The 24,774-nt window shown below is 72.8% G+C and carries 14 protein-coding genes; 9 read left to right on the top strand and 5 right to left on the bottom strand.

Annotation, left to right across the window (positions count from 1 at the left end):
* Positions 1–49: 49 nt before the first annotated feature.
* A complete protein-coding gene (gene puuE / locus ABZY57_RS06000; RefSeq protein ID WP_356508673.1) occupies positions 50–955 on the bottom strand; it encodes an allantoinase PuuE in 906 nt (301 codons plus the stop codon).
* A 245-nt stretch (positions 956–1,200) separates the two neighbouring features.
* Complete coding sequence (locus ABZY57_RS06005; RefSeq protein ID WP_356508576.1) at positions 1,201–2,514, bottom strand: sulfite oxidase; 1,314 nt, start codon at positions 2,512–2,514, stop codon at positions 1,201–1,203.
* A 391-nt stretch (positions 2,515–2,905) separates the two neighbouring features.
* Here ABZY57_RS06005 and ABZY57_RS06010 point away from each other — a divergent pair, with 391 nt between their 5' ends.
* Entirely contained in the window at positions 2,906–6,277 is a 3,372-nt protein-coding gene (locus tag ABZY57_RS06010; RefSeq protein WP_356508578.1) for a S8 family serine peptidase, read from the top strand.
* A 105-nt stretch (positions 6,278–6,382) separates the two neighbouring features.
* On the opposite strand, the gene ABZY57_RS06015 is transcribed toward ABZY57_RS06010, so the two are convergent.
* Complete coding sequence (locus ABZY57_RS06015) at positions 6,383–7,228, bottom strand: PaaX family transcriptional regulator C-terminal domain-containing protein (RefSeq protein WP_356508675.1); 846 nt, start codon at positions 7,226–7,228, stop codon at positions 6,383–6,385.
* A gap of 35 nt (positions 7,229–7,263) precedes the next feature.
* On the bottom strand, positions 7,264–7,899 hold the full coding sequence (locus ABZY57_RS06020; RefSeq protein ID WP_356508580.1) for a GNAT family N-acetyltransferase: 636 nt from the start codon (positions 7,897–7,899) through the stop codon (positions 7,264–7,266).
* Between the two features lie 136 nt (positions 7,900–8,035).
* Here ABZY57_RS06020 and ABZY57_RS06025 point away from each other — a divergent pair, with 136 nt between their 5' ends.
* From ABZY57_RS06025 to ABZY57_RS06045, 5 genes are all read left to right on the top strand, one after another.
* The gene (locus tag ABZY57_RS06025; protein WP_356508582.1) at positions 8,036–9,103 is read left to right on the top strand and encodes an alpha/beta hydrolase; all 1,068 of its coding nucleotides are present in this window, start codon (positions 8,036–8,038) and stop codon (positions 9,101–9,103) included.
* Between the two features lie 150 nt (positions 9,104–9,253).
* Positions 9,254–11,479, top strand: coding sequence for an MMPL family transporter (locus ABZY57_RS06030; RefSeq protein ID WP_356508584.1), 2,226 nt, complete (start codon positions 9,254–9,256; stop codon positions 11,477–11,479).
* 110 nt (positions 11,480–11,589) lie between these two features.
* Positions 11,590–16,401 (top strand): aminotransferase class I/II-fold pyridoxal phosphate-dependent enzyme, encoded by a 4,812-nt coding sequence (locus tag ABZY57_RS06035; protein ID WP_356508586.1) that lies wholly within the window; start codon positions 11,590–11,592, stop codon positions 16,399–16,401.
* Between the two features lie 173 nt (positions 16,402–16,574).
* Complete coding sequence (locus tag ABZY57_RS06040; protein ID WP_356508588.1) at positions 16,575–17,024, top strand: SRPBCC family protein; 450 nt, start codon at positions 16,575–16,577, stop codon at positions 17,022–17,024.
* A gap of 5 nt (positions 17,025–17,029) precedes the next feature.
* Entirely contained in the window at positions 17,030–17,869 is an 840-nt protein-coding gene (locus ABZY57_RS06045; RefSeq protein WP_356508590.1) for a DUF1206 domain-containing protein, read from the top strand.
* Positions 17,870–17,871: 2 nt separating this feature from the next.
* Here the strand turns inward: ABZY57_RS06045 and ABZY57_RS06050 are convergent, their stop codons facing one another.
* Complete coding sequence (locus ABZY57_RS06050) at positions 17,872–20,499, bottom strand: SpoIIE family protein phosphatase (RefSeq protein WP_356508592.1); 2,628 nt, start codon at positions 20,497–20,499, stop codon at positions 17,872–17,874.
* Between the two features lie 296 nt (positions 20,500–20,795).
* Between ABZY57_RS06050 and ABZY57_RS06055 the strand changes: the two genes are divergently transcribed.
* From ABZY57_RS06055 to ABZY57_RS06065, 3 genes are all read left to right on the top strand, one after another.
* Positions 20,796–23,168, top strand: coding sequence for a bifunctional serine/threonine-protein kinase/ABC transporter substrate-binding protein (locus ABZY57_RS06055; protein WP_356508594.1), 2,373 nt, complete (start codon positions 20,796–20,798; stop codon positions 23,166–23,168).
* Positions 23,169–23,288: 120 nt separating this feature from the next.
* Positions 23,289–23,450: a carbohydrate-binding protein gene (locus ABZY57_RS06060; RefSeq protein WP_243337014.1), complete on the top strand. Its 162-nt coding sequence runs from the start codon at positions 23,289–23,291 to the stop codon at positions 23,448–23,450.
* A 224-nt stretch (positions 23,451–23,674) separates the two neighbouring features.
* Positions 23,675–24,712: a LacI family DNA-binding transcriptional regulator gene (locus ABZY57_RS06065; protein ID WP_356508597.1), complete on the top strand. Its 1,038-nt coding sequence runs from the start codon at positions 23,675–23,677 to the stop codon at positions 24,710–24,712.
* Positions 24,713–24,774: the final 62 nt, after the last annotated feature.

Genomic DNA, 24,774 nt, shown 5'->3' on the forward strand with positions numbered 1-24,774 from the left:
GCGTGGGGTGCCGTCGGGGGGGTGGGCTTCCAGCGGACTCATAGGTCCGTCAGGACGGCGGGTGGGTGGTGAGCCAGTGGCGGGCGATGTGCTCGCGCGTGGTGACCCATGCTCCGCCGCGCTGCGCGACGTGCTTCAAGAACCCGTCCAGCGCACGGATGCGGCCCGGGCGGCCGATGATCCGGCAGTGCAGGCCGACGCTCATCATCCGCGGCCGGTCGGCCCCTTCGGCGTGCAGCGTGTCGAAGGTGTCCACGAGGTAGGTGAGCATGTCGTCGGCCGTCGTGAACCCGTGCACGATCAGGAACTTGAAGTCGTTCGCGTCGAGGCCGTACGGCACCACGAGGTGCGGGCGGCCGGCTGCCTCCACGTAGAACGGCAGGTCGTCCGAGTAGTCGTCGGAGTCGTAGAGGAAGCCGCCCTCCCGTGCCACCAGCGTCCTCGTGTGCCCGCTGGTGCGGCCGGTGTACCAGCCCACGGGACGGCGGCCCACGAGTCGCTCGATGGTCGCTGTCGCCCGCTGGATGTCGGCGCGCTCCACCTCCTCGGGCACGTCCCGGTAGTCGATCCAGCGCCGGCCGTGGCTCGCCACCTCCCAGCCCGCCGCGCCCATCGCCCGCGCCGCCTCGGGGTTGCGTTCGAGCGCCTGCGCCACCGCGAACACGGTCAGCGGCGCGCCGTGGGCCGCGAGCGTGCGGTGGACGCGCCAGAAGCCGGCGCGTGATCCGTAGGCGAACATCGACTCGGCGTTCAGGTCGCGGCCGCCCACCACCGGCGGCGCGCCCACGATCTCGTGGAGGTAGCCCTCCGACTCCGGGTCGCCCTCCAGGACGTTGCGCTCACCGCCTTCCTCGTAGTTGAGGACGAGGCTGACGGCGACCCGGGCGCCCCCGGGCCAGGCGGCACGCGGCGGCAGGGCGCCGTATCCGACGAGATCACGCTGAGGCCCGGACACGGGCCGGACTCTACCGCCGGTCCCGCGCCACCCCCTGCAGGCCGCGCCCGCCAGGACGAGCGTCCCCGGCCCGGCGGCCGGTCGGATGACGACGACGGCCTCCGGTCCGCTGTCCGGTTCGAAGCGGATCAGCACCGACTTGCAGGCCGGCGTGTTGCTCACGTCGGAGGTGGCGCCACATTCGGGGGCCGGGGCCAGGCCCGGGCCTGCCGCCCGGCCCGCCCCGGCCTGGGTGCCGTAGGGCGTCAGACCACCGTCACCGGGTGGCGCACGACGGCGTCGAAGAGGTAGCCCTGAGTGTTGTGGACCGCCGTCTCGGGCTGCGTCCGCCCGGTGGTGTCGGTGGCGCGCGCCAGCAGGGCGGTCGCCCCCGTGGTCCGCGGTGTCCACGGCAGCGACCAGCGCACCCAGCCGCCCCGCTGCGGAACGTCGTGCAGGCGCGCCCGGTGCCACCGCGCACCTCCGTCGGTGCTGACCTCCACCCGGTGCACGGGAGCCGCGCCCGACCAGGAGCGGCCGGTCAGCAGCCGCGGGCGGTGCACCGGGAGGGTCGCCCCCAGCTCCAGCTCGAAGGCGCTCTTGAGGGTCTGCCGGGTCAGCGGAACGCTGCCCTCCGCCGGCTGGCCGGGCCCGAACAAGCGGTACAGGTCGGTGTTCCACGGCGTGTACAGCGGCTGCCCGCTCACCTCGATGTCCCCGACCCACTTGATCGAGGAGATCCCGATCCAGTTCGGTACGACCACCCGGACCGGACCGCCGTGGTCGGGCGGCAGCGGCACGCCGTTCATCTCGTACGCGAGGATCACGTCGTCCAGCGCCTTTGACACCGGCAGCGGGCGCCGCACGTGCCCCCAGTTCACCCCGTTGGTCACCACCTCGTCGTCCAGGCCCCTGGGCAGGACGTCCACCGCGTCCCGGGTCACTCCGGCCAGGCGCAGCACGTCGGACAGCCGGGCCCCGCGCCAGCGGGCCGTGCCGATCGCGCCGAGGGTCCAGGCGGTCCCGGTCACCTGCTGGCCCTGCTGCGTGGTGTAGAAGCTCCGGCCGTTGCCGGCGCATTCGATGAACAGCGTGCGTTCGACCGCGGGCAGGGAGCGCAACCGGTCGTACGAGAGCCGCACCGGGCCCCGGGACAGGGCGTCGCCCCACACGTTCAGTTCCCACTCCCCCGCGTCGATGCGCGGTGTCGAGGTGTGGTTGCGGACGAAGAACCGGTCGAGGGGGGTCAGCTGCCCCGTACCGCGCAGGGCGGCGAAGTTCGTCTCCGCGTTGGTGCCCCGGATGGTGAACAGCTCGGGCGGCAACGGCTTCAGGATCCCCGGCAGGGCCGTCGCCGTGCCGGCGGCTCCGGCGGCCCCGGCGACGGCGTTCCCGGAGGCCGCGGCGGTTCCCGCCGAGGCCAGGCCGAGGGCGCCGGCCGCGGTCCCCGCCGCGAAGAGCCGGAGCAGGTCGCGCCGGTCCACCCCCGCCGAACGGGCGTGCCCGCTCGCCCACTGCCGCAACCGCGTGCGGTCGTACTGGCTCTCGTCCGACGGGTCGGGGGAAGGGGTGGGGCTCATGGCGTGACACTCCTCGGTCGTGGTTTCCCGACGGACCGTAGAAGCCCGGCCCCCACCAGCGGGAGTCTCCCCCCGGGATGTCCACAAACGTGCAACACCCCCGCAACACACGGCTGGTGACCATCGGTTGGGTCGTCCGATCAAGGTCCGGCGGCGCGCTCGTGAACCGCTGCCGAGTGGGTCGAAGACCACCCGCGCCAGGGTCGAGGCGCGTCCGGCCGCGGGGCTCCGTCCGTGCCGGTTCCCACGGAGTTTCGCCCGACGGAGTCCCACCCGCCGTCAACCGTTGCGAAACGGTCATGGATCGGTCATCAGCCGCCGGGCAATACTGCGAGCACACCGCGGTGCCTTCTTCCCGTCGGTGATCGCTTGTCTTCCAGGGGGAATTGACGTGCGCACACCTCGTATTCGGAGAACGTCGGCGGCCGCCTCGGCGGCCGTCGCCGCCATCGCACTCACGGCGGGTCTCACCACACCCGTCGCCGCCGCGCCCATGACCGGCGGCTCGGGCGTCGGAGCGGGTCAACCGCCCGCCGCCGGGCAGGGGTTCACCCAACTGACCCTGGTCACGGGGGACCAGGTCACCGTGGACTCCGAAGGCCGCCCGGTCGGCTTCGCGCCGGCCAAGGGGCGGGAGAAGATACCCGTGTCGGTCCGCCGTAACGAAGGCGGCAGCAGGCTCGTCCCGCTCGATGCCCGGCACCTGATCGAGTCCGGCCGGCTCGATCCCCGCCTCTTCGATCTCACCGAACTCTCCCGCCGCGAGTACCGCACGGCACGCGGCGACCAGCTGAAGCTGATCGTCCGCTACGACGGCGCCGCCCCGGCCGCCAAGTCCGCCCTGCGTTCCGCGGGCGGCCCGCGCGTGGATCGTACGTACGGACTGCTCGACGCGGAGGCCGTGACCGCAACCCCGGCAAGTGCCGCCGCGCTCTGGAAGGGGCTCACCGGCCAGGAGGGCGGCGCCGCCCGTCTCGATGCCCCGTCCGGCATCGCCTCCGTGTGGCTCGACGGTGTCCGCGCCGCCGGCCTGGACAGGAGCACGCGGCAGATCGGCGCCGACCAGGCCTGGGCCGCCGGCTACGACGGCACCGGCGTGAAGATCGCCATCCTCGACACCGGCATCGACACGGCCCACCCCGACCTGGCCGGCCGGGTCGTCGCCGCGGCGGACTTCTCCGGATCCGGCAGCACCGCGGACCGCTACGGCCACGGCACCCACGTCGCCTCCATCGCCGCCGGTACCGGGGCCAGGTCGGGAGGGAAGTACAAGGGCGTGGCGCCGGGAGCCAAGCTGCTCAACGGCAAGGTCCTCGGCGACGAAGGCTACGGCAGCGACTCCGGGATCCTGGCCGGCATCGAGTGGGCGGTCACGCAGGGCGCCCAGGTCGTCAACCTCAGCCTCGGGGGCCCCGACGCGCCCGGGATCGACCCGGTCGAAGCCGCCGTGAACCGGCTCTCCGCCGACCAGGGGATCCTCTTCGCCGTCGCCGCCGGCAACGACGGGAAGGCCGGGCCGGGCACGATCGACTCCCCCGGCAGCGCCGACGCCGCCCTCACCGTGGGCGCCGTCGACAAGGCCGACGTCCTCGCCGACTTCTCGGGCATCGGCCCCCGCGCCGGCGACGGCGCCGTCAAACCCGACGTCACGGCCCCGGGCGTGGGCATCACCGCGGCCGCCGCCGTCGGCAGCGCCATCGAACGCAAGGTCGGCCAGAACCCGGCGGGCTACCTCACCCTCTCCGGCACCTCCATGGCCGCGCCGCACGCGGCCGGCGCCGCCGCCCTGCTCAAGCAGCAGCACCCGACGTGGACCGGGGCCCAGATCAAGGGGATCCTCACCGGCTCCACCCAGGCCGGCCCCTACAACGCCTTCCAGCAGGGCAGCGGCCGGATCTCGGTCGCCCGGGCGCTCGGCCAGTCGGTGGTCGCCGAACCCCTCGCGCTGGCCTTCGCCGACCAGCAGTGGCCGCACGAGGACGACGTCCCCGTCACCCGCAAGGTCACCTACCGCAACCTGGGCACCGCACCGGTCACCCTGAACCTGTCCGTCACCGCCACCGGCCCCGACGGCAGGCCCGCCCCGGCCGGCTTCCTCGCCTTCGCCCGACCGCGGGTCACGGTCCCCGCCGGCCGGACCGCGTCGGTGGACCTCACCCTGGACACCCGGCTCGGCGGCTCCGTCAACGGCCGGTACACCGCGCACGCGGTGGCGACCGCGGCCGGGCAGAGCGTCCGTACCGCGATCGTCGCCGATCGCGAGGTCGAGACGTACGCGCTGACCATCCGCCACATCGGCCGGGACGGCAAGCGGCCGGCCGCCTACTTCAGCAGCCTCCAGGGCGTGAGCGGCCTGGCCACCGGCAGGAGCTTCACCAACCACGAGGGCTCCGACTCCCGGACCATCCGCGTCCCCAAGGGCAGCTACATGCTCGACTCGCACCTCTGGGCCGACCCGCAGAACAGCGAGGAGGGCCTCGACTGGATCTCCCAGCCCCGCCTCGACGTCACCCGCGCCACCACGGTCACGGTCGACGCCCGCACCACCAGGCCGGTGGACATCACGGTGCCCTCGGACACGCCCGTCGACGGGTTCACCACCCCCAGCTACGAGTTGCGCGTCGGCAAGGTCGGCTACACCTTCGGATGGTGGCTGCACTCCGCAATCCCCCTGCGCACTCGCGGCCAGGGGCCCGAGCCGGCCGCCGGAACCAGTCTGACCCAGCGGTGGGACAAGCACGCGGTGTCCGAGACCGAGGAGTACCACACCACGCTCGGCGGCCCGGTGCGCACTCCGGCCACCGGCTACACCCGCCACCTGAAGGCCTCCGACCTGGCCACCGTCACCGTCGATCACGGCTCCTCGGCCCCCGGAAAGGAAGGCGTCGTACGAGCGGTCGGCCGGCTACCGGGCAACGGCGGCCCGAGCTCCATGTGGTACCCGCGGCCCTTGCCGACCACGGTGACGATGCACCTCTCCTCGGTCGACGGCGTGAAGTGGGCGCTGTCCGCCTCCCAGTTCGGCCTGGACGGGGACGGCTTCCAGGTCGCGGAGACCTCGTACGCCGTGGAACGCGCCTACGCGGGCGGTCGCACCCACCGGGAACGCTTCAACACCGCCGCTGCCGGGCCACGGGTGGACACCGCGGCCGGGCTCGGCCTCTACCGCAAGGGCGACCAGGTGTGGGGCACGCTGCCGCTGCTCGCGGACGGCGCCGGGCACGACGGCACCGGCTTCCACGCCAAGGGCAGGACCGTGCTGTACCGCAACGGCGTCGTCGTCGGCAATCAGGCAGCCGAACTCCGCGACGCCAAGCCCTTCGCCGTCGCGTCCGGTGAGGCCTCCTACAAGCTGGTGGCCTCTTCCACCCAGTCCGAGACCGTCAGCCGCACCTCGTCCAAGGTGACCGCGACCTGGTGGTTCCGCTCCGACACCGCCGAGGCCGGCACCCCGGTGCAACTGCCCGCCTCCGTCGTCCGGTTCGCTCCTCCGGTACGTCTGGACGGGACCGTCAACGCGGGCCACCCGCTCCGCGTGCCCGTCACCGTCCAGGGCCCGGCAGCCGGCAAGGGACTGAAGTCCCTGACGGTGTCCGTCTCCTACGACGACGGCTACACCTGGCAGACCCTGCCGGTCCAGGACGGGGCGGTCACCACGCAGACCCCGCCGCCGGGCGGCCACGCCTCCCTGCGCGGCACGGTGGTCGACACCGCGGGCAACACGTCCGAAGTCACGGTCCTGCGCGCGTACCTGACCGACTGACCGGTCCCCGCACGGCGAGACGAACCCGGAAGCATGCGCCTCCGGGTTTCGTCATGACGACTGCCTCGACCTCCCTCACGCCGGAGGCCGGGTCCCGTTCCGTCGTCAGCGCGTGACCCGGTCCGCTGCTTCCCGGGTGATGTCGGCGTAGCGGCGGAAGAGGGCCGGGCGGGCTTCGCCCTGGTCGCGTGCGTACACGGCCGCCCAGCACTGGGCGATGTGCTCCCTGGCCCGGGTGCCGGGCCAGGGCTGGGGCAGGAGCTGAGGCGGCAGCAGCGGATCGGGTTCCATGGCGCGGGTGAGTTCGGCGGCCAGCTCGACCGCGATGGTGAGGAGTGCGGACGAGGAGAGTTCCGCGGGGCCGGTGAGGCGGGCGAGGCGGGGCCGGGTGATGCGGCCGAGGCGGTGGTAGCGGTCGGCGATCTCCTCCAGGGGCCACAGCTCTCGGGCGAGTTCGGCAGGCTCCCGGGTCTCGCCCCTGCGCAGGTCCGTCGTGGTGAGGAGGGTGAGCGCGTCATGGGCGCCGAGGCTGTGCGCCGCTTCCTCGACGTACGGTTCCCAGGCATTGGCGCACACGTACAGTCCGCCCTGGAGCGGGGCGCCACCGAGGTGGACGAGGGTTTCACGCAGGGCGTCCCGGGCCGAGCGCGCCGATTCGGGCACCGCGAAGGCGGCCAGGTGCCAAACACCGTCCCAGGGCGCGAGCCCGGCATCCTGTGCGAACGCGTGCCGGAGGAAGTCCGCGTTCGGGGCGAGGACGCGCATGGTGTCCGCGGTCGCGTGCAGCTGCGCCTTGCGGCCGCGGCCCTCGTGCGTGAACCGGCCCTCGGCCACGAGGCGTTTGACGCACAGCCGCACCTGCTGATCGCTCATGCCCAGCGTGTTGGCGACGGTGTACAGCTCGTCCGCGCCGACGGTGCCGTCCTCGCGGATCAGTGCGTGGACGAGCATGCGGGTGGGGACCTCGACGTGGTCGGCCTCGGTGCTCACAGTTCCCTCTCCCCTGTCATCGCGACGGCCCGACGCATGGTGGTCACCGCTCCGAACCCCAGCAGCCCGCGCAGGTAGGGCGTGCGCGCGGTGCGGACGGCGGTGAAGCCGCGCTGCTCGTAGAGGGCTCGGGCCCGCGGATTGATGTCGATCACATCCAGTCTGATCTCCCGGCAGCGCTGCTCCGCCGCGACGGCGGCCACTTCCTCGATGAGCAGGCTCCCGATGCCACGGCTGCGCAGGGCCGTGTCCACGGCGATGCCGTCCATGACGAGCTGTCCAGGGGCCGGGTGGCGTTCGAACAGGGCGAGGAGCGGGAGTCTGCGCAGTCCCCGAAGGTGTCCGTACGCGCGCAGCACGGCCGAGGCCGATCCCCCGGTCAGGGCACGACCGCCGAGCTGGTAGCCGGCGAGGCCGACGAGCTGCCCGTCGAGGAGCGCGCACACCGCGCGATCGGCGTTCAGGTGCGCGGCGATGAAGGGCACCGCCTTGTCCGGCGGGTTCAGCGCGGGGCCGAGCTTTCGGCCGAACGCCTCCCAGTACAGCTCGGCCGCCCGCCGCTCGGCGCCGGCGGGAACGCCGCGCCGGACCTTCACCGAGCCGGTACCGGCCTCCGTCGGGTCTGGTGCCATCCCGATCCCCTCCTTCTCCCTGTGAGCAGAACCCAAAACTATCATTTTCACGACGGTCGTGCTTGGATTGATAGATCTCAACTTCGCGCACCCGACCCCACCCGAACCGACATCCGAACCGAGGCGGTCAGATTCCATGGACCCGAAGATCCAGCCCACACGGCGTCGCAGGCTCCGCACAGCCGTTTGCTCGCTCGTCGCAGTCCTGGTCACAGCCACGGGCCTCGTCGGCGCGGCGCTGTGGCAGAACTCCTACGCCATGGACGAGCGGCGGGTATCGATCCGCCACGGCGGCCACACCCTCAAGGCCGTGCTGGCCACCCCCAAGGACGGCCGCACGCGGCACGGCCTGATCGTGTACGTCCACGGCGACGGCCCCGTCGACGCCACCCACGAGGACGGCTACAAGCCCCTGTGGGAAGCGAACGCCAAGGCCGGGTACGCCTCACTGTCCTGGGACAAGCCCGGCATCGCGGGCGCGCCCGGCGACTGGCTCGACCAGTCCATGGACGACCGGGCCGACGAGGCGGCCGCCGCCATCGCCTGGGCGCGCGCCCGCCCCGACATCGACGGCGACCGGATCGGTCTCTGGGGCGCCAGCCAGGCGGGCTGGGTCCTGCCGAAAGTCGCAGCCAAGACGCCCGTGAGCTTCGTCATCGCCGTGTCGCCTGCGATCAACTGGCTTCAGCAGGGCCGGTACAACCTGCTCGCCGAACTGCGCGCCGACGGCGCATCGCCGGCCCAGACCGACGCCGCGATCGCCAGGAGCGACACGACCCGACGGCTGCTCGGACACCACGCGTCCTTCGAGGAGTACGTCCGGGCCATGGGTGGCGACGCGGACGGGATGACCTCCGATCGCTGGGGCTTCATCTCCAGGAACTACACCGCCGATGCCACGCAGGACCTCCGCGCCCTGCGCGGCGTACCGGTGCTGCTGACCCTCGCGGGCCATGATCTCAACGTGGACACCGCGGACACGGAGCGCGTCTACCGGGAGGTTCTGGACGCGGGCGGTGCGCTGACGGTCGAGCGCTATCCGGACGCGACCCACTCATTGCTCAAGCGGTCCATCGAGCAGTCGGACCTCAAGATCACGCTCACCGCGCTCTTCTCGCCCCGCTCGCTGTTCGCCGACGGATTCCTGGACGGCCAACGACGGTTCCTCAAGGATCTCGACCGGGGCAGCGGGGCCACTCCCTGACAGGCGGGAACGGCGACGGCGAGGACGCACGGAGGACTCCTGTCAAGTAACGAATAGCCGGGGCTACGGCCCCGTTCCCGGCCGGGGCACGGTGGAAATCCACCGTCCTGCACCAGAGCAGGGCGGACCGCCCCCGAATCGGAGACCCCGATGTCCCGTCGCGCAGGCGTCTTCGTGACCCGCCGTCCCGGACTCGTCCTCTTCGCCGCCCTGGTGTTCCTCGCGCTGTCCGTCGTGTTCGGCGCGGAGGCCACCGGCCGGCTGAAGACGCAGGGGTACGACGATCCCCGGTCCCAGTCCAGCCGCGCCGCACGCGTGGCCGCCGAGCGCCTGGGGGCCTCCCCCAACCTGGTCGTCGTCGCGCAGGCCCGCGACGGTTCCGTCGACGGTCCGGCGGCCCGGAGCGAGGGCGAGGAGCTGGCCCGCCGGCTCGCCGCCCGGCCGCACGTGAGCGCCGTGACCTCGTACTGGACCGGCGGTGCGGCGGAGCTGCGCAGCCGGGACGGCCACGCGGCCATGCTGGTCGCGCACGTGGACGGGGAGGGCGAGCAGCTCGGTGCGCGGGCCGAGCGGCTGAGCGAGGAGCTGACCGCCCCCGGCGCACGGGGCGGGCCCGACGCGGCCCTGACCGTGCACGTGGGAGGGTCGGCGCTCACCGACGCCGAACTCCAGGACATCGCGGAGTCCGACCTGAAGCGGGCCGAGGCCGTCGTGCTGCCGGGCACCCTGATCCTGCTGGTCCTGGCGTTCGGCAGCGTCGTGGCCGCCGCACTGCCGCTGCTGATCGGAGTCCTCGCCATCGCCGGGACCCTGCTGGTCCTGAGCGTCCTCGGCTCCGTCACCGACGTGTCCGTGTTCGCGCTGAACCTCACCACGGCGCTCGGTCTGGGACTGGGCATCGACTACGGGCTGCTGATCGTCTCGCGGTTCCGCGAGGAGCTCGCCGCCGGGTACCTCCCGCGGACGGCCGCCATCCGGACCGTGCGCACCGCCGGCCACACGATCGCCTTCAGTGCCGCGACGGTCTCCGCCGCGCTCGCGACGCTGCTGGTGTTCCCGCCGTACTTCCTGCGCTCCTTCGCCTACGCGGGCATCGCCGTCGTGGCCATCGCGGCCGTGAGCGCCGTGACCGTCCTGCCCGCTCTGCTCGCGCTGCTCGGCAGGCGCGTGAACGCCTGGCCCGTACCGTGGCGCCGCCGGGCCCGTACGGGCTCCGGATCGCGCTTCTGGGAGGGACTGGCGCGGATCGTCGTACGCCGCCCGCTGCTCGCGGCGCTGCCGGTGATCGGCCTGCTGGTGGTCCTCGCCGCACCGTTCGCGCACGCCGGTTTCGCCACCCCCGACGACCGGGCGCTTCCGACGAGCGCGGCCAGCCGGCAGACCGGTGACCTGGTGCGGGAGGCGTTCGACATGAAGGGCGCCGACGCGCTCACCGTCTCCGTGACGGGCACCGCGCCCCGGGCGGATCGGGAGGAGTACGTGCGCAGGCTGTCCGCGCTCCCCCAGGTCTCCCATGTCGCCCAGGTTTCCCCGGCCGCCGGGCGCGACGGCGACGGTCCGGCCCAGCTCTCCGTGGTGCCGCGGGTCGACCCCCGCTCGCGGGCGGCCCAGCAGCTCGTGCACGACGTCCGCGAGACCCCGGCCCCGGCGGGCACCGAGGTCCTGGTCGGCGGACCGAGCGCGGTACTGGTCGACGCCAAGGACACGGTGGGGGACCGGATTCCGCTGGCGCTCGCGCTGATCACCGTCACCACGTTCGTACTGCTCCTCGGCTTCACGCGCAGCCTCCTCCTGCCGCTCAAGGCCATCGCCCTGAACGCCCTGAGCCTGACGGCCGTCCTGGGAGCGATGGTGTGGATCTTCCAGACGGGCCATCTGAGCGGCCTGCTCGGCTTCACGCCCGGACCGCTCAGCACGACCATGCCGGTGCTGCTGTTCTGCATCCTCTTCGGGCTCTCGGTGGACTACGAGGTGTTCGTCCTGGCCCGGATCAAGGAGGCGCACGACGCCGGGCAGGACAACGCCAGCTCGATCGTGACGGGCATCGCCCGGACAGGAGGCATCGTCACCACGGCCGGCGCCCTGCTCGCGTTCACCCTCTTGAGCTTCGGTACCTCCCAGGTCTCCCTCCTGCAGTTCTTCGGCATCGGCGCGGCTCTGGGCGTCCTCCTCGACGCCACGCTCGTGAGGGGTGTCCTCGTACCGGCGCTCATGCGCCTGGCGGGCGGCCTGAACTGGTGGGCACCGAAGGCGCTGAGACCCAAAGTGCCGCAGCCGGCGCCCCGGCCGCCACCGGCCGTCGCGAGGCGGTGCCCCCCGGGCCGCTGCTCCCCGAGCCGCACCGTCGTCCGTACCCACGCCCACGCACGCCGCTGACCAGGTACTTCCCCTCCTCCCATCCGGTCCGGCTCCCGCTTCGTCCCGACCCGCCCGCCCCGCTCAGCCCCGGCCGCGATCCGTCCAGGGCGCTACGACAAGGAAGACCCATGACTGACATCGCCATCGTCGGACTCGGCTGCCGTTTCCCGGGCGCCCCCGACATCCGCACCTACTGGAAGCTCCTGATGAGCGCGGAGCGTCAGTTCTCCGCCGTCCCGGGGGAACGCTGGAACCACGGGACCTTCCACGAGCCGGGCAACCGGTCGGCCCCCAACGCCTCGTACACCGACCAGGTCGCCTTCCTGGAGGACCTGGACCGCTTCGACGCGGCGCACTACGGCGTACCGCCCGCCCGCGCCCGGGCCATGGACCCGCAGCACCGGCTGATGCTCGACGTCACGCGCGAGGCGCTCGCCGACGCGGGGATGGGCCGCGGCGACTTCGACCGCGAGAACACCGGGGTCTTCTTCGGCATATCGGTGTCCGACTACAAGGACCTCATGGCGGCCCCCCTCCGGGCCATCACCCTGGCCGAGGACGCGCACGCGGCGGACGACGGCGCCGAGGCCGGGGGCGCCGACGCCGCCAAGGAGCGGGCGCGGCAGCTCGGCAGCATCGACGCCTTCACCCTGCCGGGGAGCCTGCTCAACATGGCGGCCGGTACCGTCAGCCGCCACTTCGACCTCGGCGGTCCCAGCTTCGCCGTCGACGCCGCCTGTTCCGGCTCGCTGGTCGCCCTCGACCAGGCGATCGCCCAGGTGCGCTCCGGCAGCTGCCGGATCGCCCTCGTCGGCGGCGTGTACCTCAACCTGACCCCCGACAGCCTGGTCGGCTTCTCCAGGCTCCGCGCCCTGTCCGCCGCCGGGGTGTGCCGCCCGTTCGACGCCGAGGCCGACGGCTTCGTCCTCGGGGAAGGCGCCGGCGTCGTCGTCCTGCGGCCGCTGGCCGACGCGCTGGCCGCGGGCGACCGCGTCTACGCGGTGATCAAGGGCATCGGCTCGGCCAACGACGGCGCCTCCCCCGGACCGCTGGTCCCCACCTCCGAAGGCCAGCTCCGCGCCATGCGCCGGGCGTACGAGGACGCGGGCGTGGCGCCCTCCTCCGTGGGCTTCCTGGAGGCCCACGGCACCGGAACCGCAGCCGGCGACCGGGCCGAGTCCGAGGCCCTGCGCCGACTGCGCACCGAGTACCCGGACGACGACCCCGCCCTGTGCTACCTCGGCGCGGGCAAGGCCCTCATCGGGCACTCCCTGGCCGCGGCGGGCATCGCGGGACTGATCAAGACGGCCCTGGTCGTCCACCACCGCACGATCGTGCCGCAGCCGGCCACCACCCCCCACCCCGACCTGGGCATCTCCGCCGCCGGCTTGCGCTTCGCCGCAGCCGCACTGCCCTTTCCGGACACCGGAACCCCGCGACGTGCCGCCGTCAGCTCGTTCGGCTTCGGCGGCACGAACGTCCACGTGGTGCTGGAGGAGCGGCCGTCCGACAGAGCCGCCGGTCGACTGCCTGACCGTGCCGAAGACGCCGGACCCCACCTGGTCCTCCTCTCGGCCGGCAGCGCCGAACTGCTGGACCAGCACATCGGCGAGGTACTCGACGTACTCGACGCGGCGGACCGTACGCCGCTGGCCGCCGTGGCCCACACCCTCGGCTCCCGGGAAGCGCTGACGGCCCGGCTCGCGATCGTGGCCACCAGCACCGACGCGTTCGTCGAGCGGCTGCGCCACGCCCGTGAGCAGCTCCTGGCCGGCGCCCGGGGCGACCTCGGCGAGGGCGCGTTCGCCGCCGACGCCCCGCTGCCGGCCGCGCAGCGCCGCGTGGCCTTCCTCTTCCCCGGTCAGGGCAGCCAGCGGCCCGGCATGATGCGTGACGTCCACGAGCGGTTCCCCGCCTTCCGGTCGGCCGTCGCCGTCCTCGACGCCGTGGCCCGCGGGGACGTCGGCTTCGACCTCTCCGACCTGCTGTACGGCGACGAGGCCCGGTCCCATGCCGACACCGAGGAGCTGAGGAGGCGGCTCGCGGCCACCGATGTGTGCCAGCCCCTGCTCGGCACCGTCCAGATCGCCGCCACCCGCGTCCTCTCCGACTGCGGCGTCCGTCCCGACCTCGCTCTCGGGCACAGCGCCGGGGAGTTCGCCGCGGCCGCGGCCGCGGGAGCGCTCACCCACGTGGACACGGTCCGGCTGCTGGTCCACCGGGGTGCGACCCTCCGGCAGGCCGAGTCCCGCTTCCGGGGCGGGATGCTCGCCGTGCAGACCGACGAGAAGACCTGCCGCCGGCTGACGAACGGGATCGGCGGCGTCTGGCTCGCCTGCTTCAACCAGCCGCGACAGATCGTGGTCAGCGGCACGCCGGAAGGTCTCGCCGCCCTGCGCGAGGCCTGCGCGGAAGCCGGGGTCGTCACGGCGGCGCTCGACGTGTCCAACGCCTTCCACGCGCCGCACCTGGCCGCCGTCGAGGACACCATCCGCTCGGGCCTCACCGCCCGCCCGATCGCGAGCCCCGTGGTGCCGTTCGTCTCGTCCGTGAACGCCGAGGTCTGCACCGACCCCGGCCGCCTGCGCGAGCTGTGGACCCGGCACGCGTCCGCGCCGGTCCTCTTCGGCGACGCGGTCCGCACCGCTTACGACCAGGGCGCCCGCGTCTTCCTCCAGGTGACGGGAGGCAACTCGCTCCTCACCTCGGTCCGCCGCAACCTCACCGGCCACGACGACGTCCACGTCGTCCCCGTCGAGGGGACGGCCGACGGCGGGCACGCCTTCGTGCTGGCCCTCGCCCGGCTCGCGGTCCTGGGCGTGCCGGTCGACCCGCGGGCCCTGATCGCCGAGGAGGACCGCCGGCTGCTGGACCTGCCGGTCGCCGGGCTCGCCACCCAGTCCTTCTGGGTGCCGGCCAGGCGCGCCGCGAAGCAGGCCCCCGCCGCCGCCTCCGTCCCGCCGCAGCCCGTGCGGTCCGTCGCGCCCGTACAGCCCGCACAGCCCGTAGAACCCGCACAGCCCGTAGAACCCGCACGGCCCGAGGAGACCTCGATGAACGCCCCGGCGCACGACCCGGTGAACACTCCGATGGACGAACTGCTCCGGCTGGTCCAGCAGCAGGCGGAGCTGCTCGCCCGCCTCACGGGGACGCTCCCCGCACCGGTGGCCACCGCCCCGGCCGTACCCTCTGCGACGGACCAGGAGTCCGGGGAGTCCGCCGCCGCCCCCGACGGCCCGGCCGCCCCGCACGCGGCCGCCGACGGGGTCACCGGCGAGGTCACCGGCGAGGTCACCGAGGCCGTGCTCGCGCAGGTGGCCCGGATCAGCGCCTTCCCGGTGGAGCGGCTGAGTCAGGACCAGCTGCTGATCGACGACCTCGGATTCGACTCGCTGATGCTGACCGACCTGTTCACCGCCCTCAACCGGCAGTGGCCGCAGTGGACCTTCGACGAGCGGGCCGCCGACCGGCCGACCGTCGCCCGGCTCGCCGCGCTGATCACGGGCGTCTGCCCGGACGACACGGCGGAAACGGCCGTCCCCGGGCAACGCGCCGGACGCGGCGACGGGACCCCGCCGGCGACGTCCGGCGACCTGCCGCCGGTCGCGATGGCTCCCGACCGGACCGCCGCAGCGGACTCCCCCCGCCTGCGCGTGGTCCCCATGCCCCCGGACCAGCCGGCAAACGACCCGGCCGCGCCGCAGGAGCACACGCGGATCGACCGCTTCCCGGAGGTCGCCGCCCACGGCGAGCGGATCGACGCGCTCGCCGGGCTGGGACTGGCCAATCCGTACTTCCTCGTCCACGAGGCCGGCATGACGGACACGACGGTCGTCGACGGCCGGGAACTCGTCTCCTTCTCCAGCTACAACTACCTGGGCATGGCGACCGACCCGAAGGTGAAGGCGGCCGCCCAGGACGCGGTCGAGCGCTACGGCACCTCGGTGTCCGCCAGCCGGCTGCTGTCCGGCAGCCGTCCGCTCCACCTCGAACTCGAAACGGAGCTCGCCGGCCTGCTCGGATGCGAATCCGCGATCACCCTGGCCAACGGACACGCCACCAACGTCACCGTGATCGGGCACCTCGTCGGCCCCGGGGACCTCGTCGTCCACGACTCCCTCGCCCACGACAGCATCCTGCAGGGCTGCACACTCTCCGGCGCGACCCGGCGGCCGTTCCCCCACGACGACGCGGCCGCACTCGACACCCTCCTCGCGCAGATCCGCCACCAGTACCGGCGGGTGCTCATCGTCATCGAGGGCGTCTACAGCATGGACGGCGACATCGCTGACCTACCCGCCCTCATCGAGGTCAAGCGCCGCCACGGCGCACTGCTGATGATCGACGAGGCCCACAGCATCGGCACGATCGGCGCGACGGGGCGCGGCATCGGCGAGTACCACGGCACCGACCGGTCCGACGTCGACCTCTGGTCGGGCACGCTGTCCAAGGCCCTGGCGAGCTGCGGCGGCTACGTCGCCGGGAGCAGCACGGTCGTCGAGTACCTGCGCTACACCGTCCCGGGCTTCGTCTACAGCGCCGGCATGACCCCGGCCGACACCGCCGCGTCCCTGACGGCCCTGCGGCTCCTGCGCACCGAGCCGCAGCGGGTGACGCGCCTCGCGCAGAACGCAGCCCTGTTCGTCCGCCTCGCACGGGAGGCGGGGATCGACGTCGGCGACAGCCAGGACACGCCGGTCGTCCCCTGCATCGTCGGGGACTCGCTGAAGACCCTGAAGCTCGCGGAGGCCCTCTTCCAGCAGGGCATCAGCGTCAACCCGATCCTCTACCCCGCCGTACCGGAGGAAATGGCCCGGCTGCGCTTCTTCGTCACCTGTGACCACACGCCCGATCAGATCCGGCGGGCCGTGTCCGCGCTGGAGCGCGAACTGCGGCAGCTGGACGCGGACACGGCCACCGCCGCCCCCGCCACCGCATGACCCCGCGCCGTTGGCTGCGGGCCCCGCCGCCGGTCCGGGTGAGCGCCTGCCGGCCTCCGGGGCACGCGGGAGGCGCATGGGCCGGTCAAGCTCGGGTAGCCGCGCCTCCAGACGTCCTGACGGACGCCCCGCACCTACGGGTGCGGGCTGCTGACGACACGAAAGGAGTGCGCATGTCGCACGTCGAGGAGTACGTCGAGGTCAACGTCCCCGTACGCACGGCCTACAACCAGTGGACCCAGTTCGAGGACTTCCCCGTCTTCATGGAGGGGGTCGAACGCATCGTCCAGCGCACGGACACGCTCACCCACTGGGTGACGAACGTGAACGGTGTACAGCGGGAGTTCGACGCGCAGATCACCGAGCAGCTCCCGGACCGGCGGGTCGCGTGGATGACGGTCGACGGGGAGGCCCGCCAGGCCGGGCTCGTCACCTTCCAGCCGATCGACGCGAGCACCACCAAGGTCGTCCTGCACATGAACTGGGCACCCGACGGTCTGGCCGAGACCGCCGCCGACAAGCTCGGCTTCGTCAAGCGTCAGGTCGCGGGTGATCTCAAGCGGTTCAAGCTGTTCATCGAGTCGCGCGGGGTCGCGACCGGTTCCTGGCGCGGGGAGATCTGACCGCGATGGGAATTCTGGCGGCGGACGGGGGCGCTCGCGCCGCCTCCCGAGGGGCCCGTACCGCCTCGCGGGGCGGCCGGGGCCGAGAGGTCACGGCACGCTGCGGGCTGCTGGCACGCGGGGTGCTGTACGTGCTGGTCGGGATGCTGGCCGTACGCATTGCCCTGGGCGGCGGAGGCGAGGAGGCCGACCGGCAGGGAGCCCTTCAGGAGCTCTCGGGCAAGCCCTTCGGCGGTGTCCTGGTCTGGGCCGTGGGCCTCGGACTCGTGGGCATGGCGCTGTGGCGTCTGGCGGAGGCTCTGTTCGGGGCAGCCGGACCGGACGGCGACAAGCCGTTGAAACGGCTGGCCTCGGCAGGCCGGTGCGTGTTCTACAGCGTGGTCGCCTTCTCGGTGCTGACCTTCTCGGCGGGCAGCAGCCGCTCCGGGGACGAACAGTCGCGCGATGCGACGGCGAAGGCCCTGGAGCTGCCCGCCGGCCAATGGCTGGTGAGCGCCGCCGGGATCGGGATCGCCATCGCGGGCGTGGTCATCGCGGTGCAGGCCGCACGCTGTTCCTTCCGCAAGCACCTGTCGATGGGGGGTGTCTCCGCCCGGTGGCGCAAGACCGTCGACTTCCTCGGGGTGACCGGCGGCCTGGCCCGGGGAACGGTGGGCATCGCGGCCGGCGGCTTCCTCGTGTTCGCGGCGCTGCGCTACGACCCCGCACAGGCGAAGGGGGTGGACGACACGCTGCGGTCGTTCACCACCACCCCGGCGGGTCCGTGGCTGCTGGTGGCGGTCGCCGTGGGGCTGCTGCTCTTCGGACTGTTCTCCTGGGCGATGGCCCGGTGGCGCACCGTCTGACATCAGAGGGCTTCCAGGTCGAGGAAGGGCGCGAGGGACGGTTCGCCGACGCCGGGGGTGTCGGGGAGGGCCTGTTCCGCCCAGATGACTTTGCCGTCGGGCGTGTAGCGGGTGCCCCAGTGCTCGCTGAGCTGCGCCACCAGGAACAGGCCGCGCCCTCCCTCGTCCGTGGTGGCGGCGTACCGCAGGTGCGGGGCGGTGCTGCTGCCGTCCCACACCTCGCAGGTCAGCGTGCGGGAGTGCAGCAGCCGTACCCGGACCGGCGCGCTGCCGTGCCGCAGGGCGTTGGTGACCAGTTCGCTGAGGATCAGTTCGGTGGCGAAGCCGAGTTCCGACAAGCCCCATTCGTCGAGCTGCTTCATCGCGATGCTCCGCGTGGCGGCCACGGCACTCGGCTGGAACGGCATGTCCCACTCCGCGACCCGGTCCGGGCCGAGGGTCCGCGTCCGCGCGATGAGCAGCGCCACGTCGTCGGTCGGACGGGCCGGCAGCAGGAGATCGAGTACGGCCCGGCAGCTCTCCGCCGGGTCCCGGTCCGGATGGCTCAGCACCGCGCGGAGCAGCTCCAGCCCCTCGCCGATGTCCCGGGTCCGCTCCTCGATCAGCCCGTCCGTGTACAGGACGAGCTGGCTGCCTTCCGCCAGGTACAACTCCGCGGTTTCGAACGGAATGCCACCCAGCCCCAGCGGGGGCCCGGCCGGCAGGTCCACGATGCTCGTCGTGCCGTCGGGAGCGACGAGGAGGGGTGGCAGATGCCCTGCCCGCGCCATGGTGCAGCGCTGCGACACCGGGTCGTAGACGGCGTACAGGCAGGTCGCGCCCAGTACGCCGCCGTCCAGGTCGTCGGCGGCGCCGTCGCGGTCGATGCGCTGCACCAGGTCGTCCAGGCGGGCGAGGATGTCGTCGGGCGGCAGGTCGAGGGTGGAGAAGTTGTGCACCGCCGTGCGGAGGCGCCCCATGGTGGCTGCGGCGTGCAGTCCGTGCCCGACGACGTCTCCGACGACCAGCGCGACCCGGCTGCCCGGCAGGGGGATCACGTCGAACCAGTCGCCGCCCACCCCGGACTGGGCGGGCAGGTAGAAGTGCGCCACGTCCACGGCGCTCTGTTCGGGCAGGGCGCGCGGCAGCAGGCTGCGCTGGAGGGTCTCCGCCAGGGCGTGTTCACGGGTGTAGCGGCGGGCGTTGTCCATGCTGACCGCCGCACGGGCGACGAGTTCCTCGGCCAGTGACAGCTCGTCCTCGTCGAAGGGCTCCGGCTTCTGCGACCGCCAGAAGTTGACCACCCCGAGTACGACGCCCCGTGCCCGGAGTGGGGCCACGATGAGCGAGTGGATCCCGTAATCGATGATGGCCTGGGCTCGCGGCGGGTCCTGGGCGTGCCAGCCCGGCGCGTCGGCCAGGTAGGGCACCAGTTCCGCTTGACCGGTGCCGTAGCCGCGCGCCTGAGGGGTGGACGGAAGGAATTCGATCAGCCACCCGCGCGGGTAGAGCGGATGGTCGGAGCGGATCCCGCTGACCGCCGTGCGCCGCATGTCGGCATTGCCGCCCGGTTCCTCGCCGTCGAGCACCGAGTCGGCCAGGTCGACCGTGACGAAGTCCGCGAACCGGGGCACGGCGACGGCCGCGAGTTCCTCGGCGGTCCGCACCACGTCGAGGCTCGTTCCGACGTCGCCTCCCGCGTCGTACAGCAGCTTGAGCCGTCGGCGGGCCGTCTCGGCCCGGCTCGTCAGGACCTGCATCTCGGTGGAGTCCCGGATGGTGACCACGGCGCCCTCCTGGCGGCCCCGGGGGTGGGTGGGCCGCTGGTTGACCACGAGCAGCCGGTCGCCCGTTTCGAGCACCTCGTCGGTGGCCACGCGGCCCGACAGCAGGAGGTCCGCCATCCGGCGGTCCAGGCCGGGCACGTCCACGATGCGGCATCCCTCGGCGTCCTCCGGCAGGCCGAGCAGCCGTTTGGCCTCGTCGTTCGCCAGCCGTAGCCGCCCGTCGCCGTCAGTGATCAAAACCCCCTCGCGGACGGCGTGGAGCACCGCGTCATGGTGCTCGTACATGCGGGTCATCTCCTGGGTGCCGAGCCCGTGGGTCTGCCGGCGCAGCCGCCTGCTGATCAGGGCGGTGCCGCCGGTGGCCAGGGCCAGGCCGGTCGCGATGGCCAGGAGGATGACCGGGAGCTGACGGTCGACGACCCCGGTCACGTTCTTCACCGTCATGCCCGCCGAGACCAGTGCGACGACGCGGCCGTCGGGCGCGGTGACCGGCACCACCGCCTGGATCTCCTTGCCGAGCGGACCCTGCACGCTCTCGGTGTGGACCTCTCCGGCGAGCGAGGGCTCGATCGTGCCGACGAACCTCTCTCCGATGCGGTCCGGCTGGGGATGGCTGTAGCGGATGCCGTTGGTGTCCATCACCACGATGAAGTCCACGTTGGCGGCCTTGCGCGTCGTCTCGGCGAGGGGTTGCAGGATGGCGGACGGATCGGACGTCTCGAGCGCGTCCTGGAGGCCCAGGGAGTGGGCGAAGGTCTGCGCGACGGAAACCGACCGGTTGCGTGCCTCCCGGTCGCTGTCGTGCCGCGACTGGAGCAGGAGGGACAGGAGCGCTCCGGCGGCGAGCAACACCACGATCGCCACCTGGAGGACGAAAACCTGTCCGGCGACGCTTCGGAGTCTGTTGCCTAGGAGTGACCGCACCGACACGCCCGGCACGAGTGGCAAGGAAGGGTCACGCACCCAGTTGTAGCACCTCTGGGCCCCCGCGGCCCCCTGGACGTGCCCCGAACCTCGCGGACGTTTCGGACGACCGGGCACGCTGCGCGCGCTGCGGGGCGTTCCGTCCCGGATGCCTTCCCGCGCCCCCCGGGCACGGGGCGCTGGATCAGGCCAGGGTTCCGTCACCCGGCCGGTCCAACGGGTCCTAGAGTGTGCGCGTGACCGACCAGAATTCCGAACTCATCGCCGACCGCTACCAGCTGGTCGAACCCATCGGCCAGGGCGGCATGGGCCGGGTCTGGCGCGGCATCGACCAGCAGCTCTTCGGACGCGAGGTCGCCATCAAGGAGATCCTCTTCCCGGCGGGACTGGACGACGGCGACCGCGCGACGCTGCTCAGGCGTTTCACCGGAGAGGCCCGCGCGGCGGTCACTCTCAGCCATCCCGGGATCATCACCATCCACGACGTCGTCGAGCACCACGGCGCCCCCGTCATCGTCATGGAGTTCATCCGGGGGCAGTCCCTCGCCGCGGCCATCCGCGAGCAGGGCCGGCTGCCCGTGCAGCGCGTCGCGGAGATTGGGGCCGCCCTGCTCGGCGCGCTCACCGAAGCACACGGCGCACGGATCATCCACCGCGACATCAAGCCGGACAACGTGCTCCTGACCAAGGACCGCGTCGTCCTCACCGACTTCGGCATCGCCCACCTGGCGGACGCCACGACCAAGCTCAGCCAGAGCGGGACCGTCATCGGAACCCCGCACTACATGCCTCCGGAGCAGCTGGAGGGCAGGCGCCCGACCCCCGCCAACGACCTGTGGGCGCTCGGCGCCACCCTTTACCACGCCGTCGAGGGACGCCCGCCGTTCGAGGCCGACGGGCTCCACGCCCTTGCCGTAGCCGTCTTCACCCGCCCCCACCGGCCGCCGGCCCACGCCGGCCCGCTGGCGCCCCTGCTGGACGCGCTCCTCACGAAGGACCCTGCGCAACGCGTCGGCGCCGCCGAGGCCGCCGAGCTGCTGGCGTCGGCGCTGCAGTCCTCCCGGTCCCGGGCGGACGCGGCCGCGGAGGCCCCGCGCGAGCCCGAACCGGCACACGTCCCCGAGGCGGCGACGAAGCACGCTCCGACCCCGACCGAGCCGGACGCGGAGCTGCCGACGCCGTCACCCCTGCCGACGCCCACGGCCCGGGAACCGGCACACACGGCCGATACCCTCCGCCGGCCCGTACCGGAGCGGCCGACCACTCCGCCCGTGGCCGTACCCCCGGCCGAGGACCTGATCTCGCTCGGCTGGGGGGACCGGCAGGGGCGGGAGGAGGGTGCGTCCTCCCGTCGGCGCGCCCTCACGCGGCGCTCCGCCGTAGTGGGAGTCGCCATGGTCACGCTGGCGGCCGGCTCCGTTCTGACCTGGAAACTGACCCGTGACACCCCGCCCGGCGGCGGGGCGTCCGGCAGCGGTTCCGCGGCCTCCCCCGTCACCGTGGTCATCGGAGTGGACGCACCGCTCAGCGGCGACCTGTCGGCCATGGGGGTCGGCATGAAGAACTCCGCCGACCTGGCGGTCCGGACCTCCAACCGTACCGGGCACGTACCCGGCGTGAAGTTCGAGATCAAAGCGCTGGACGACGAGGCCTCTCCCGCCAAGGGCCGGCCGAACGCCACTCGGTTCGTCGACGACGCGAAGGTGCTCGGCGTCGTCGGGCCACTCACCTCCTCGGTCGCCAAGACCATGGCGGAACCGCTCGGGCAGGCGAACCTCCTCAACGTGTCACCGGCCAACACCGACCCCGTGCTGACCCTCGGCCCCCACTGGGCCAAGGGCTCCAAGTCCCGTCCGTACAAGACCTATTTCCGAACCGTCGCCACGGACGTCGACCAGGGGCCGTTCGCCGCCCAGTACCTCCACGACGAGGCCGGAAAGAGGAAGCTCTACGTCATCGACGACGGCAGCGCCTTCGGCACCGGCCTCACCTCCGGGTTCAGGACCGCGTTCACGAAGCTCGGCGGAACCGTCGTGGGTACGGACCGCGTCGATCCCGCGCAGAAGGACTTCTCCTACCTGGCCTCCCAGATGCGGGCCTCGGGCGCCGATGCCGTGTACTTCGGCGGCTACTACGACACCGCCGGGCCGCTCTCCGAGCAGCTCAAGCGGGCGGGCGTGACCATCCCCCTGATGGGCGGCGACGGCGTCTTCGACCAGCAGTTCATCACGACGAATCCGAAGGCCGAGGGCGACCTCGCCACCGGCATCGGCGTTCCCGCCGAGGAGCTGGCCAAGGGACGGGACTTCCTCTCGGAGTACCAGGAGGCGGGTTACCCGGAGGCGGCCGGCTCGTACGGCCCCTACGCGTACGACGCGACCTGGGCCGTCATCGAAGCGGTGAAGGCCGTCATGAAGGCCCACGGCGGAGTCCTCCCTCAGGACGCCCGGGCGAAGATGCCGCAGGCCGTGTCGGGGCTGGCGTTCGACGGAGTCACCGGGCGCGTGGCCTTCGACGAGTACGGCGACACGGTCAACCGGCAGCTGACGGTGTACGCGGTGAAGGGCGGCAGCTGGACGACCGTGAAGAGCGGCCCCGGTGCCCCCTGAACCGTCCCGGACGGGGCCGCGGCGGCCAGGGCCGACAGGATCGGGTGTCTGCCCTGCTCAGGAGGGTGCGATGCTTCTCGCGGGCCGGCAGTGTGCCGGCCCGATGAAAGGCGGCGTCACATGGCAGCAGGATTCTCGGAATGGAAAGTCAACCGGCAGTACGCGGAGAACGACCGTGTCGTTCATTTCGGCAGGCAGTACCGGTGCCTGGTGACGCACAAGTCCAATTCCGCGAGCAATCCGGCCACGACCGTCAAGATGTGGCAGCCCTACGCCGGTTGAGCGGCCCGCACGCTCAACCCGCCGCACCCGCGTGCCGACCTTCCCCGAGCGGTGCCGGACGCGTTCGCCGGGCAGCTCCCAGCCCGCGGTGAGCTGGGCAGGCCCCGCTTGGAAGCGCTCTCAGCCATCCGCCCGTCCCGGCGCTAAGCTGTAGACGATCCGGCGACGGCACAGGTCCGCACCACCTTGCGTGTCGCCGCCCCCGTCGACGAGGAGCGACCGCCTTGCCCGAGCAGTCCCCCGGGTCCCGCCCCACCCTGGAAGCCGTCGCGGCGCGTGCGGGAGTCTCCCGGGCCACCGCCTCGCGGGTCGTCAACGGGGGCGACGGGGTCCGCAAACCGCTGGTCGACAAGGTGCTCCGGGCGGTCGACGAGCTCGGCTACGTACCCAACCACGCGGCCCGGACGCTGGTGACCCGGCGGACGGGCGCGGTGGCCGTCGTCATCGCGGAGCCGGAGGTGCGGATCTTCTCGGACCCCTTCTTCTCCCAGCAGATCCGGGGCATCAGCAAGGAGCTGACCGCCCACGACACCCAGCTCGTGCTGCTGCTGGTGGAGGGGCCGGGAGATTTCGACCGGATCACCCGGTACCTGTCCGGCGGGCACGTGGACGGCGCTCTCGCCTTCTCGCTGCACACGAACGACCCGCTGCCCGGGATCACCCGGCGAGCCGGGATTCCGACCGTGTTCGGGGGCCGGCCCGGATGGACCGCCGACCCCGGCGAACGGGCCGTTCCGTACGTCGACGCCGACAACCGGGGCGGGGCCCGCGTCGCCGTGCAGTACCTGCGGGACCTGGGGCGGGAGCGGATCGCGCACATCGGCGGGCCGCCCGACCAGACCTCGGCGATGGACCGTCTCGACGGCTACCGGGACGTGCTGCTGGACATGGACCCGACGCTCGTCGCCGAGGGCGCTTTCACCGTGGAGAGCGGGGCGCGGGCGATGGCGGAGCTGCTGGAACGCAGGCCCGACCTGGACGCGGTGTTCGTCGCCAACGACCTCATGGCCTCGGGGGCTCTACGGGTCCTGCGGGAGCGCGGGATCACGGTGCCCGGGCAGGTGGCCGTCGTAGGGTTCGACGACATGGATCCGGTGGCCAAGGAGACCGACCCGCCGCTGACCACCGTCAACCAGGACATCGAGGGCCAGGGGCGGCTGATGGCACGGCTGCTGCTGCGCAACCTCGACCGTGCGGGGAACGGCGCGGCCCCGGACTCGGTGATCACCCCGACCATGCTGGTCCGGCGGGCCTCGGCCTGAGCCTGGCCCTGCCCCTGGCGCACGCCTACGCGAACGCGTACGGCGGGTCCCCGCCCGAGGAG

Origin of the sequence: Streptomyces sp. NPDC006450, assembly GCF_040612195.1 — a bacterium.
Taxonomy (GTDB): Bacteria; Actinomycetota; Actinomycetes; order Streptomycetales; family Streptomycetaceae; genus Streptomyces.